This window comes from Rhizobium sp. BK512 (genome assembly GCF_014194915.1).
In the GTDB taxonomy this organism is placed as follows: domain Bacteria; phylum Pseudomonadota; class Alphaproteobacteria; order Rhizobiales; family Rhizobiaceae; genus Rhizobium.
The window spans coordinates 410,916-423,263 of sequence record NZ_JACIAS010000005.1 but is presented as its reverse complement, the minus strand read 5'-3'; the positions used below and the strand labels follow the sequence as shown (position 1 = coordinate 423,263).

The following is a 12,348-nucleotide window of genomic DNA, read 5'->3' as shown; positions in this document are numbered from 1 at the left end:
TGGCCACCATTCGAGGGTTTAAGGGAGAGGCATCACGCCTGCGAAATCGCGCGTCGCCTGATACTGGCGGCGGCGACGTCCTGGCCATCACAACCCCGGCGCACTTCAAAAGCGACAATCAGTGATCCCTGATGACTGGTCCCCGGCCCTCGGCCTGCTCTAGAACTTGGGGAGTGGCTCGCAGATCGATCGTATTCGGCTTCTGGCCTGGCTGCCAGGAAAACCAGATCGCGATCGGGCGCCGGTAATGCCTGTTGAGAGCTTCGGCCGCTTCCTTTTCGAAACGAGTCCGTTCTTTTTGGCTGTCGGTAACATTCCGCTTTTCGTAGATCACAGTATTTCATCCCCCAGACCTAGATATAACTCCGGATCATGCACAGAAAAATCTTGTCGAAAACGGACCAAAGTCCGACGTGAGGCGGATTGTGGTGAAAATTGGAAGGCCGCGTGGAGTTCAATGTGCCTAGAAGCGTGATCATAGACTTGCGTGGCAGAGATTATAGGCGCAGGATTTTCGATGTCCCCGGTTAAATCCTTAATTTAAAGGCATTTGTTCTGGAGATGACGATCGGATCCGGCCACTTATCCTTCGTCGCCTGCCCGTCGACGCAACGACAATTAATCGAGCCGCTCATTTCATCGCTTGATCGTTCTTGTCACCGTAGGAAACAACGCAGTTCCGGCCTTTTTCCTTAGCGAGGTAGAGAGCCGCGTCAGCCCGGCGCTGAAGGTCCTCCGCCGACGCACGGTCACCATCTCGCGACGCCGTTGCCACTCCGATGCTCACGGTGATGTAGGGCATGACGCGAGATGTCGGGTTGGGGAGAGAGGCAGCTTCCACGCGGCTTCGGATTGTCGCAGCAATCGATCTGGCGATGCGGTCATCGGCCCCTGGAAGAAGAACCAGAAATTCTTCGCCCCCGTAGCGAGCGACCTGATCCTGTTCATCTCTCATGCTGCTCTGAATGATGCCGGCAACCTTGACCAGACAGCGATCACCCTCGGCGTGACCAAGGGTGTCGTTGAGCCTCTTGAAGTCGTCGACATCGCACATCAGCATCGCAATGGTATTTGCGCCCTGTTCGTCCTTCCAGCAACGCTGCAGGGCATCCATCATCGAACGTCTGTTCGCGACGCCTGTCAGCGGGTCGGTTCGTGCAAGCAGTTCGAGGCGGGCATTTGCATCCGTCAGATCCGCCAGCCGATTTCGGTCCCGCAACTCGAGCAGGAAGGTCTTCTGGGCAAGGATAATCGCGGTACGGCGCGCCACCACCGTTGCCGCGACGCCTCCTGTGAAAAACAGCGTCCCCGCGATCGCGCTTCCCACAGCGATATCAGGGTTTCGAAGCTGAAACGTGAGATAGATCCCGAGGGCATAAGCAGCAATGGCAATCGCCCAGCTTAACGGCATGGGAAATATGACGATGGCGGTAACGGCCACAAAGAGCATGATGGTGAGGTGCCGTTCATAAAATTCGCCGCCAGTGTTGACGCCTACCAAGGCCACAGAGAGCAGAATCAGAAAAACCCCGGAAAGAAGGAATACGCCGTGTTGCCAAGGCGCCAGGGGCTTTCGAAAAGCGATCTCCGTCACGATGGCAGCGGGGGGAAGGATGGCTGCTGGAAGCAGCATTGGCTCGACGGTTTCGATTGGAAGCAGGATTGCGTTGAGGCCGAGCGCCAGGACATCGAGTACGACAACCCAGGCCATCCAGGCGCGGATGATTTTTGAAGCCTGCGGCCAGGAGCGTTCGCGAAAAAGATAAGCGAGTTCTCCATTGAGGCGAATATCACGCGTGCGCCCGCCCAACTGGCGCTCGACTTCCTCTATAATCGTGGCGCTCAGCCGCTGCAGAAGCTTGCGCGGGTGTGCTCCTACCGATTTGCCATCGGTTTTTGTTTGCTTGGCGTCCATCTGGTGGATCTAGGCAGGAGGCGTCTACCGACAAGACGACGTGCCCCTAGGGTCGGGGAGGACGGCGTTGGCTGCCTAAAGAAGTCCTCTCTCAGGATACAGGGACTGAAAGAGCCTGTATCAGATTGGGGCAGCGGAATCTCGCAAGTTCTCCGCTGCCAGGATGGGCGTGTTGCGCGAACAATAGTGATGCGAGTCCGTAACGGCCCGCTTCGGGATTGTTCCGACAAGTGGACATTCGATAGAATTCATGGCACTGGTTCAATCATGAATTATAGCGCCGCCCATATCCTGCTCCTAGGCACCTTCGCTTGACGAGGGTGGGTTAGCGTGCGCGCTTTTATGATGCAACCCGCCGAAGAGGCGGGTTTTTTATTGCTCTCTTCGGCCAGATCAACCGATAGAGGCAATTGTGGCTTACGATCCAAAGCGTATTGAGCCCAAGTGGCAGAACTACTGGCACACAAACTCAACATTCCGAACCGGCGAAGATCGCTCCAAGCCGAAATACTACGTACTCGACATGTTTCCGTACCCCTCTGGCGAAGGCCTGCATGTCGGGCATCCGGAGGGCTATACCGCGACCGATATCGTCGCGCGCTACAAGCGGATGGCAGGTTTCAACGTGCTGCATCCGATGGGCTGGGATGCCTATGGGTTGCCGGCGGAGCGCTATGCAGTGCGCACGGGTGTACACCCCGCCGTTACCACCAGGACCAATATCGCCAACTTCAAAAGCCAGGTGCAGCGACTGGGCTTTTCCTACGACTGGAGCCGCGAACTCTCCACCACTGATCCCGACTTCGTCCGCTGGACACAGTGGATCTTCCTCAAGCTCTACGAACGTGGCCTTGCCTATCAGGCAGAGGTGCCGGTCAACTGGTGTCCGGCACAAGGGACGGTTTTGGCCAATGAAGAGGTCAAGGACGGCAGATATGTGGAGACGGGGGAGCCTGTCGAGCGCCGCCTCATGCGCCAATGGATGCTCAAGATCACCGACTATGCCGACCGTCTGCTGGAAGACCTGGACGGGCTCGACTGGCCCGAGGGCATCAAAACCATGCAGCGCAACTGGATCGGTCGTTCGGAAGGAGCAGAGATTGCCTTTGCCATTGGAGGGCGCGGAGAGCGCATCAGTGTCTACACCACTCGGCCCGAGACGATCTGGGGAGCGACCTTCCTCGTGCTGTCGCCCCAGCATGCAGCGGTAGCGGCGATCACGACGCCAGCGCAGCGAGAGGCGGTGCAGGCCTATCTCGCCCGCGCTGCGACGCAGAGTGATGTCGAAAAATCGCAGGAGCGCGACAAGACCGGCGTATTCACCGGCGCATATGCCATCAATCCTGCCTCCGGCACACCAATGCCGGTATGGATCGCCGATTACGTGCTGACGGGCTTTGGTACCGGCGCAATCATGGCGGTGCCAGCCCACGATAGTCGCGACCACGCATTTGCACGTGCTTTCGGCCTGCCGATCGTTGAAGTTGTCGCAGCCTCGGCGGAAACCGATATCGAGGAAGAGGCGTGGGAAGGTGAGGGCAGGCTGGTCAATTCGGGCCTCTGGACCGGTCTCGACACACCAACGGCAAAGCGGGCCGCTATTGTCTGGGTTGAAGAGCAGGGCGTAGGGCGAGGCCGCAAGCAATATCGCCTGCGCGACTGGCTGTTTTCGCGCCAACGCTATTGGGGCGAGCCTTTCCCGATCCTGCACCGGGCGGATGGCGCTATTGTACCCCTGCCAGCGGATGCGCTTCCGTTGTTGGCACCGGAGCTCGACGACTACAAGCCTACCGAAACAGGCGAACCTCCACTGGCGCGGGCCGAGGGCTGGATGCGCACGAGTGATCCCGCGACCGGTCTGGCAGCGCTGCGGGAAACCAATACGATGCCCCAATGGGCGGGCTCTTGCTGGTACTATCTGCGCTTTGCCGATCCGAGAAACGCCCTGGCTCCGATCGATCCGGCGGTGGAGAAATATTGGCTGCCCGTCGATCTCTACGTTGGCGGCGCCGAGCATGCCGTGCTGCATCTGCTTTATGCCCGCTTCTGGCACAAGGTGCTCTTCGATATAGGGGTCGTATCAACCAAAGAGCCGTTCCAGAAACTGTTTAATCAGGGCATGATCCTGGCCTTTTCCTACCGCGACGCCACCGGCAAGTATTACCGTCCCGAGGATGTCCGCGAGCGCAATGGCCAATGGTTCGCCGGCGAGATGCCGGTGAGCCAGCAGGTGGAGAAGATGTCCAAGTCCAAGGTCAATGTGGTCAATCCGGACGAGGTGATCGATCTCTACGGTGCCGATTCCATGCGGCTCTACGAGATGTTCATGGGGCCGCTCGACGTTGCCAAGCCGTGGCAGATGTCGGGCGTCGCCGGCGTCAGTCGCTTCCTGCACCGGGTCTGGCGCATGATCGCCAACGAAGCCGACAGCCTGAGCGACCAGATCAGCGATACCCCGCCCACAGGCGATATCGTTCGCCTGATGCACAAGAGCGTGCGCGCGGTCAGTGGGGATATCGACGCGATGCGGTTCAACACAGCGATTTCCAAGCTGATGGAGATGTCGAACACATTGATCGCGCTGGATCAAAGGCCGCGGGCGGCGGTGGAAACTTTCGTGTTGCTGCTGGCTCCTTTCGCGCCCCATATCTGCGAGGAATTATGGTGCATGCTGGGTCACAAGACCTCACTTGCCTACGCCCCGTGGCCGTCATTCGATGAAACTCTGGCTGAAGACGAGCGTCGCGAGTACGCTGTTCAAATTAACGGTAAGCTGCGTCACAAAGTGTTCGCCGCTCCCGGTCTGTCTGCCGACGCGCTTCTGATTGTCGTCAAGAACGATCCGCGCGTAAGTGCGCTGCTCGAGGGCAAGCAAATTAGAAAAGAAATCGCGGTACCAGACCGCCTTGTTAATTTTGTCGTGGGAGATTGATTGCCGCGAACATCTTGGCTTTTGCGCGTTCGGAACCCGGCTTCTGGCTAGCGCTATCGCGTTCTGTGGGCTTCCAGTTCAGCCGACCACCATTTCGCTGAACAGCCAGTCGCGGAATGCTCTGACTTTCCGCTGACGCAGGGCGCCGTCCGGGTAGACGACATAGTAGTTCCATCTGGATTTCAGCGCGAGGTCAAAAGGCCGCACAAGTCGGCCAGCCGCCAGGTCGGCAGAGACGAGCGCGCTCCTGCCCAGGAGCACGCCTTCGCCATGCACCGCCGCTTCTACGGCATAGGCCGCAGACTCGTACCTTACCCCGTTATTGGGGTTGATATCGTCCAGACCCGCGGCCCGGAGCCAGGTCGCCCAGTCGATGCGGAAGTTGTCGTGGATGAGTCTGTGATGCTTGAGGTCGTTGGGTGTTCGCAGCGCATGCTCCCCCTGCAGCAGCTCCGGACTGCAGACAGGCGAAACCTCTTCCTCAGCCAGGAACTCCGATATCACGCCCTCATATCCTCCGGCGCCGTAGCGGATCGCGATGTCAATTCCGTCTCTGATGAAATCCGAAAACGTGCCGGACGTCGACAGACGCACATCGATGTCACGGTTGGCGCGATGGAAGCGATGGAGCCGCGGCACAAGCCACCGGCCGGCAAAGCCGTCCGACGTGCTGACATTGAGGACGCCTGCTGATTTGGGCGCGCTTGCGACGATTGTCGCAGCACCTATCCGATCCAGCGCTGCGCCGATCTCCGCAGCATAGGCGGCACCTTCCGACGTCAGTTGGACGGAGCGGGTTCCCCGTTCAAAAAGCCGGGTGCCGAGCTGTTCCTCCAAGTTGCGGATGGCACGACTGACAGCTCCATGCGTCACATGGAGTTCTGCCGCTGCTTTGGTGAAGCTCAGATGACGGGCCGCAGAGTCGAAGGCCGGAAGGGTGGTGAGAGGCGGAAGTCGTCTCGGCATCGGTTCACCTGTGACTATTGCTCACAAATCCTGCACGAATATTCGTTTGTCGTCCAGCCAGGAGCAGCGCACTCTCGGCCATCGACAACGCCTTTCCCGATCTCGCGAATGGCAACGTCAGGTTCTAGAAATGGAGATTGCTGTGACTATTACTCTCGCTCAAAATGGAAGTTGCGGTCTCAATACCGCTGAGCCCGCCCCGCTATCCATGGCGGCGCTCGAACCGCTTCGTACAGCGACCATCCAACAGGTGGTTCGCTTGGTCGCTCCAATCAGGCACCGCTGGACGATGGGATATCTTGCACGCCTTTCCAACCACCGACTGCAGGACATCGGCTTTGAGCGTGATTGGGATGGGTCATTGATCCAGGCCGGCAATGGCCGGACTGCCGGTCGCCTCGACTGAAGGAGAAGCCGTATGAAAATCTATCCCCATCTCTGGTTCGCGTCTCGGGCCGAGGAGGCCATGGAGTTCTACACGTCGGTCTTCAAGGGATCGAGAATACTCGGGCGCATCGATCTGCCTGATCCTGAGTTGTCGGTTGTCCGCTTCGAACTGGAGGGCCTGCCGATAGCCGCTCTGAACGCTCACTCTCATGTGCCATACAATGAGGCGTTTTCCTTCCTAGTCGAAACCGACGACCAGGCGGAAACCGACTATTACTGGAACGCGTTGACGTCTGGAGGCGGCAAGGAACAGCCTTGTGGCTGGCTGACGGATAAGTTCGGCGTCTACTGGCAGGTCTCGCCATCGATCCTGCTGCGGATGGTCTCCGACCCCGACAAGGAGAAGGCAGGACGGGTATTACAGGCAATGTACAAGATGAAGAAGATCGTCATCACCGATCTCGAGCGGGCCTATCGAGGCTAGGAAGGAGGGCGAGGCCGATTACTTCGACTGTCGGCTGCCCATCACAAGACACGCCGACGCTTCGTCAGATTCCCGGTTATGATCTCGATCGATCACGTGACTTCCGGGAATAGCGCTGGGCTCTGGCAATCTCGCCGGAGGGACCGGAGCACTGCTACTAAGTCACAGCGTTTCGGTTCCCATCAAATGAGGCGCTCCGGCGAGGAAGCACGACCATCTTGCGGTCGCCCGCGGAACGTCATGGGCGGGGCGCCGATGATGCGTTTGAACGCCCGGCTGAATGACGCCTCCGATTCATAGCCAAGACGTTCGGCAATCGTAGCCACGCGCTGCCCTTCCCGCAGCCATTGATGCGCCTGGTGCATGCGCATGCGGGCGACGTACCGAGCGGGTGTCTCGCCAACGATTTTGGCGAAGCGCTCTGCAAACCCGGAACGGGAGGCGCCCATCTTGCGAGCGAGTTCGTCGACCGTCCAGTCATGGGACGGATCGAGATGGATCGCTGCCAGGACCCGGCCCACATCGGGATTGCGAACGGCGGTCAACCATCCAGAGGAGTCGCCGCAGCCGTGCTCCACCCAAGCGCGGATGATCGTCGCGGTCAGAACATCCGCAAGCCGGGCGAGGATTCCGCCAGCCCCGACGCGGTTCATATCGACCTCGCGCATCATCGCATCGAGCAGGGCCGGAATCGAAGGTTCACTGGCCGCAAGATCGCTTGTGCGCATCACATCGGGCATCAGTTGCAGCAACGGATGGCGCTTGTCGACATTGAAACGCATGACCGCGAAGAACAGCAGGTTCTTGCTATCTGCACAGGGGCATTGCAGATCGACGATGCCATCGCAGACCGCCTTGCGCGGCAGGGCTTCGACGGGCGTCGGCACTATGCCTGGCGCACTTGCAAGGACATGGGCATCGCCCCGCGGCAGCAGGACCGCATCACCCGGGTGCATTTCCATCCATTCTCCGTCCGGCGTCTGCACGAATGCCTGTCCGGCCGCAAGAAAATGAAACTGCGCTTCACCCTTTGTCGGAAACGCGGTCGCCCATGGGGCCGACGGCTGGCAGCGGCCGTAGTCGACGCCGTCAAGACGAAGCCCCCGCATCATTTCCGTCAATGCGTCACTCATCGTGTCCTCGTTATTTGGACGAATGGTCATGTCTTGTAGATTTTCTAGCATAGAAACACCAGCGCGAGCCGTCTAGCCTTGTCAGCACAATTTCTGGAGACGGCAATGAACATCAATCCCGAAGCCAACGGCTTCCATACCAGCAACAAGGAGGCCAGTCCGGCCTGGGCAGGCGTCGTATCGCTCTCGCTCGGCGTCTTCGGCCTCGTGACGGCCGAGTTTCTTCCGGCCAGCCTGCTCACACCGATTTCACAAGATCTTCACGTCAGTATCGGCGCTGCCGGCCAGTCGGTGACCATGACCGCTGTGATCGGCGCGATAGCAGGCCCTGCAATTGTCATTGGCACCAGCCGGTTTGACCGTCGTCTCACTCTGCTCGGATTGACCGCCCTGCTCATCATTTCCAGTCTCCTGGCGGCATTCGCCGATGGGCTCGCGACGCTTCTCGTTGCTCGAGGGTTGCTGGGGATCGCGCTCGGCGGCTTCTGGGCCTTGTCGCTGGCGCTCGCCATGCGGCTTGTTCCCGAGCGGCTGATGCCCCGGGCGATGGCGATCATCATGACCGGCGTATCCGTTGCAACAGTTTGCGCTGCACCCGTCGGCGCCTGGGTCGGAGAGGTCTATGGCTGGCGTTTTGCATTTGTCATCGCGGCTGCGGTCGGCGGTCTTGCCTTCATGACCCAACTCCTAACCCTGCCTGCGATGCCGTCGGTCGGCGCTGCAGGATTGGGCACGATGGCCACGGTGCTACGCCGCCCGGCAATCAGACTGGGCCTTCTGACCGTCTTGCTGGTGGTCGCCGGTCATTTCGCCGGCTTCACCTTCATTCGGCCCTTCCTTGAAACCGTGCCACATTTTGGGGTCGAGGGGATATCGGCGGTTCTGCTGGCCTTCGGGATCGGCGGTTTCATCGGCAATCTGTTCGGCGGTTTTGTTTCCGAGCGCAACACGGCACTGTCCATCGTCATCGCGGCTACCGGGATCGCTGCAACAACATTGGCGCTAGCGCTGGCCGGCAGCCTTCCAAGCGTTGCTTTCGTCGCGACCGCACTGTGGGGGTTTGCCTTCGGTGCTCTGCCGGTGAGCGTTCAGAGCTTCGTCACACAGGCAGCATCCGACGAAGCAGAAAGCGCAGGTGCGTTGATGTTGACCACCTTCCAGGTCGCCATTTCGAGTGGGGCGGCTATTGGAGGCCTCACTGTCGAAGCACAGGGGTTGCCCGGGGTGTTCGGCTTTGCAGCTATTGCCGCGCTGTGCGGCGCCCTCGTGATCGGCATCCTCAGCCGGAAAACGGTAGCGGCGGCGTCTTAGCGAAATCTCCACCGTGAACCGTTCTTGCCAGCCTGGAACGGCCTGACTCATCAAGCGTAATTGGAAATGTTCACGGTAGAGATCCTTGATCTGCTGCAATTGATGGCTCCGGCCAATCCGGTCGGCCGGCGATCAGTACGTCAGCCGGCCTGACTTGAAAACTCTATCGGTGCCCTAGGTCGCCTCAATGCGCTAACGCTGTCTGCGGGCCGCCACGCAGGATCAGCGCGAACACTGCTAAGCCCAAGAGTGTGAGACAGAACCCGGCCCATACTGCCGACAGTAAGCCGAAGCCGTTGCCGATGGCCACCCCACCCGCCCAAGCGCCGATGGCGTTCGCAACATTGAGCGCGGCCAGGTTCATGGCGCCCATCAAGGTCGGGGCTTCCGGCGCAAGTCTTGTAAGGCGGACCTGGATTGTCGGTATCGCGGTCATCATTGTTGCTCCCACGCAGAAAAGCCCGACGAAGAGCGTGGGGATGTTCGAGCCGAAGCTGGCCAAAATCGCAAGCACGATGAGGGCGCTTCCAAAGCCGACTACAATGCCGCGCGCCGGGTGCACGTCGGCAATCCTGCCCCCCACCAGGTTCCCCACCGTCATGCCGATGCCAAACAGGGCAAGGGCAACGGGAATCCATTCCGCGCCTATGGCAACGACGTCGGTCACGAAAACACCGATGAATGTATAGACCGCAAAGATGCTCGCTACGCCGAGCGCGGCCACCATCATCATCAACCAGACTGACGATCTGCCGAGAGAAGCGAGCTCCCGGGCGACGGAGCCGCCATCCAAGGAGCTTGTCTTTGGGACCCAGAACCACAGCGTCAGCGTTGACAAGACGCCGAGAGACGCGACGGCGAGGTAGGTGTTGCGCCATCCGAGATTTTGGCCAAGGAAGGTGGCGAGGGGTGATCCGACGATCGTGGCGATCGTCAGGCCGCTCATGACGAGCGCAAATGCCTTGCCTCCGTGTCCGGGCCCGACAATGTACGACGCAACCACCGCTCCTGCCCCAAAATAGGCTCCTTGAGGTACGCCGCTGATGAAACGAGCCACCGCAAACATCCGGAGGTCTGTCGCCAAAGCTGAGAGGATGTTTCCGCACACGAAGAGGGTCATGAGCAATAGAAGCAGCGTTCGTCGGTTCAGGCGAGCGGCGGCTAGAGTGACAAGTGGCGCGCCGATAACGACACCGAAGGCGTATGCCGTAATCGCATTCGTGGCCGCGGGCAGATCGATCCCCAGGCTTGCCGCAAACAGCTGCAAGATTCCCATGCTTGCGAATTCTGATGTGCCGATGCAGAAGCTTCCCAGGGCGAGCGCGAAAAGCGTCAAACCGGCTTTCCGCTGTTGCGCCGCATCGGTGCAGTGCACCTTTACGGCAGAGCATTGGGCGTCAAAGGCTTTATTGAGCATGCTGGCCTCCATCGTTAAAGACGACTGCCTGCCTCCGTCGTGGGATGCGGTTTAGTATCTACTTCACATGGTTTTGGGGCTCGGCGTCTCCCGGATCTTAGGAGGCCGGACGTAGGCCGACAGTTAAGTTTGGTGAAAACCTGAGAATCCGTACATGCGGCAATCAATTGGGCGGCATCAAGCTGCCGCCGTTGCAATCTTTCGGGCGGCTGGTCTTCAACATAGCGATCCTGTGGAGCCTTACGCACGTCCCGCTTGATCGGTAAGTCCAATCCGTCTCAGCCCTTGGAGACGTCCACCGGCTTCGGGGCAACCATAATCCGGGGTCGTGGACGTCGCTTCTTCGCATGCATCGACCGTCACGTCCCGCGCCCGGCTATTCCTGGCATGATCGACCTCTATCGATTACTCGATGCAAAGGGTCTCGGTGTTCCAGCCGTTTGGCAGAGGTTCCGGACGCTGGATTTCGATGTTCTCGAACGTGAGCCCGGCGATATTGTGCGCGAAGAGCGCCGGCATGCCCGCTGGGTAATCGACGAGGCCGACAATTTTTCCGTCGGCCCCCCGGAGCCAGGCATTGCCACGACCCTCGTGATCCTTGGGCGGGGATAGGTCGGCACTCGTGGGGCGCAGGTCATATTGCCTCGCTGTCCCCAGGGAGCCTTCCTCAATCGTCAACTTGATGTTGCTGAGGCTCATTCCCGTAATTCCGCCGCTTCGCTCTGCAAAGAGGTTGATCGGACCCTGGCAGTTCCCCGTCACGTTCTCGATGCGGACGTTGCTCACGACGCCAGCAGGCGTCTCCGGCCGGCGATCGAGCTGCGTAATTGTGAGCGGCTCACCCGAGCCCCAGAAACCATCGGACGTTTCGTGGCAATCGATATCTATGTCCGAGAAGGCAATATCTTCAATAGCTCCGCCATCACGCGAGAAAATGCCGAGGGCGCGATTGGAATCGTGGACCTCGCAACGCGTGAAGGCGACATGGCGGATGTCACCAAAACTCTCCGTTCCGATCTTCAATGCGCAACTGTTGCTCTCGACATGGCAGTCCGAAACTTCGACCTCCTCGCAGCGTGCGATGCCCTTGCCGCTGCGGCTCGTCTTGAGGCAGACGCCATCGTCCGCCGTTTTGATGATGACACGTCGCACGGCGACCTTTGCACAGCTGTCGATGACGATCCCGTCCGTATTCGGGAGTTGTCGATTGTTGAGCACCGTGATGCTCTCGACAACCACATCACGGCAGCGCACGAGGTGGACCGTCCACATCGGCGAATCTTCGATGACAAAGCCTTCCAGCCTGATCTTGCTGCAGTCCTCGAACACCAGGACTCGTGGGCGTTTTTCGCTCGGCGTATAGGTGCCGACCGTCTGGTCAAAGCCGGTGCTGAAGGCGGCGCCCGAGGCGAGGATCTTGCCGTCGCCGACGATCGCGACATCATGGGCCTCCTGCGCAACGATATAGGCGCGATCGGACTTCTCGGCGATGACGCTCACCGAATTTCCTGCATAAAGCTCGTAATCAGGGACGAACTCGAGTGTAGCGCCCAGCCCGATTGACAGTGTCACACCGCTGAACAGGCGAATTGGCCCCGTAATGTGCCGACCCGGCTGCAGCAGAAGCGTTCCCCCGCCAGCGCGCACCAGACTGTCGATGGATTGCTGCAGGTCAGCGCCATCGGGCTCGATTGAAATATCCATTGGCGATCCTCGTTACTCTGGGGATGATTAAGCCACGTCATTTTATTCGTCAACAGGACGAACTAATTCATCCTGTCAATCTTGTTTGTGTTGACACCG

The 12,348-nt window shown here is 59.5% G+C and carries 8 protein-coding genes; 3 read left to right on the top strand and 5 right to left on the bottom strand.

Annotation, left to right across the window (positions count from 1 at the left end):
• Positions 1-631: 631 nt before the first annotated feature.
• A complete protein-coding gene (locus FHX06_RS19905) occupies positions 632-1,915 on the bottom strand; it encodes a GGDEF domain-containing protein (protein WP_183880575.1) in 1,284 nt (427 codons plus the stop codon).
• A 412-nt stretch (positions 1,916-2,327) separates the two neighbouring features.
• Between FHX06_RS19905 and leuS the strand changes: the two genes are divergently transcribed.
• The gene (leuS, locus tag FHX06_RS19900) at positions 2,328-4,847 is read left to right on the top strand and encodes a leucine--tRNA ligase (protein ID WP_183880573.1); all 2,520 of its coding nucleotides are present in this window, start codon (positions 2,328-2,330) and stop codon (positions 4,845-4,847) included.
• A 78-nt stretch (positions 4,848-4,925) separates the two neighbouring features.
• Here the strand turns inward: leuS and gcvA are convergent, their stop codons facing one another.
• The gene (gene gcvA / locus FHX06_RS19895) at positions 4,926-5,813 is read right to left on the bottom strand and encodes a transcriptional regulator GcvA (protein ID WP_183880571.1); all 888 of its coding nucleotides are present in this window, start codon (positions 5,811-5,813) and stop codon (positions 4,926-4,928) included.
• A gap of 418 nt (positions 5,814-6,231) precedes the next feature.
• Between gcvA and FHX06_RS19890 the strand changes: the two genes are divergently transcribed.
• On the top strand, positions 6,232-6,684 hold the full coding sequence (locus FHX06_RS19890) for a VOC family protein (RefSeq protein WP_113202405.1): 453 nt from the start codon (positions 6,232-6,234) through the stop codon (positions 6,682-6,684).
• Between the two features lie 182 nt (positions 6,685-6,866).
• Here the strand turns inward: FHX06_RS19890 and FHX06_RS19885 are convergent, their stop codons facing one another.
• Entirely contained in the window at positions 6,867-7,817 is a 951-nt protein-coding gene (locus FHX06_RS19885) for an AraC family transcriptional regulator (RefSeq protein ID WP_183880569.1), read from the bottom strand.
• A gap of 105 nt (positions 7,818-7,922) precedes the next feature.
• Between FHX06_RS19885 and FHX06_RS19880 the strand changes: the two genes are divergently transcribed.
• Entirely contained in the window at positions 7,923-9,128 is a 1,206-nt protein-coding gene (locus FHX06_RS19880) for an MFS transporter (protein WP_112542581.1), read from the top strand.
• Positions 9,129-9,312: 184 nt separating this feature from the next.
• On the opposite strand, the gene FHX06_RS19875 is transcribed toward FHX06_RS19880, so the two are convergent.
• Both FHX06_RS19875 and FHX06_RS19870 read right to left on the bottom strand, forming a co-directional pair.
• Entirely contained in the window at positions 9,313-10,545 is a 1,233-nt protein-coding gene (locus tag FHX06_RS19875; RefSeq protein ID WP_183880567.1) for an MFS transporter, read from the bottom strand.
• A 405-nt stretch (positions 10,546-10,950) separates the two neighbouring features.
• Positions 10,951-12,249: a glycoside hydrolase family 28 protein gene (locus FHX06_RS19870; RefSeq protein WP_183880565.1), complete on the bottom strand. Its 1,299-nt coding sequence runs from the start codon at positions 12,247-12,249 to the stop codon at positions 10,951-10,953.
• Positions 12,250-12,348 lie beyond the last annotated feature (99 nt).

Excerpts from the sequence above, each read along its gene's own strand:
- FHX06_RS19890 (WP_113202405.1), top strand. The coding sequence starts at position 6,232 with ATGAAAATCTATCCCCATCTCTGGTTCGCGTCTCGGGCCGAGGAGGCC.
- FHX06_RS19885 (WP_183880569.1), bottom strand. The coding sequence starts at position 7,817 with ATGAGTGACGCATTGACGGAAATGATGCGGGGGCTTCGTCTTGACGGC.
- gcvA (WP_183880571.1), bottom strand. The coding sequence starts at position 5,813 with ATGCCGAGACGACTTCCGCCTCTCACCACCCTTCCGGCCTTCGACTCT.
- FHX06_RS19875 (WP_183880567.1), bottom strand. The coding sequence starts at position 10,545 with ATGCTCAATAAAGCCTTTGACGCCCAATGCTCTGCCGTAAAGGTGCAC.
- FHX06_RS19880 (WP_112542581.1), top strand. The coding sequence starts at position 7,923 with ATGAACATCAATCCCGAAGCCAACGGCTTCCATACCAGCAACAAGGAG.
- FHX06_RS19905 (WP_183880575.1), bottom strand. The coding sequence starts at position 1,915 with ATGGACGCCAAGCAAACAAAAACCGATGGCAAATCGGTAGGAGCACAC.
- FHX06_RS19870 (WP_183880565.1), bottom strand. The coding sequence starts at position 12,249 with ATGGATATTTCAATCGAGCCCGATGGCGCTGACCTGCAGCAATCCATC.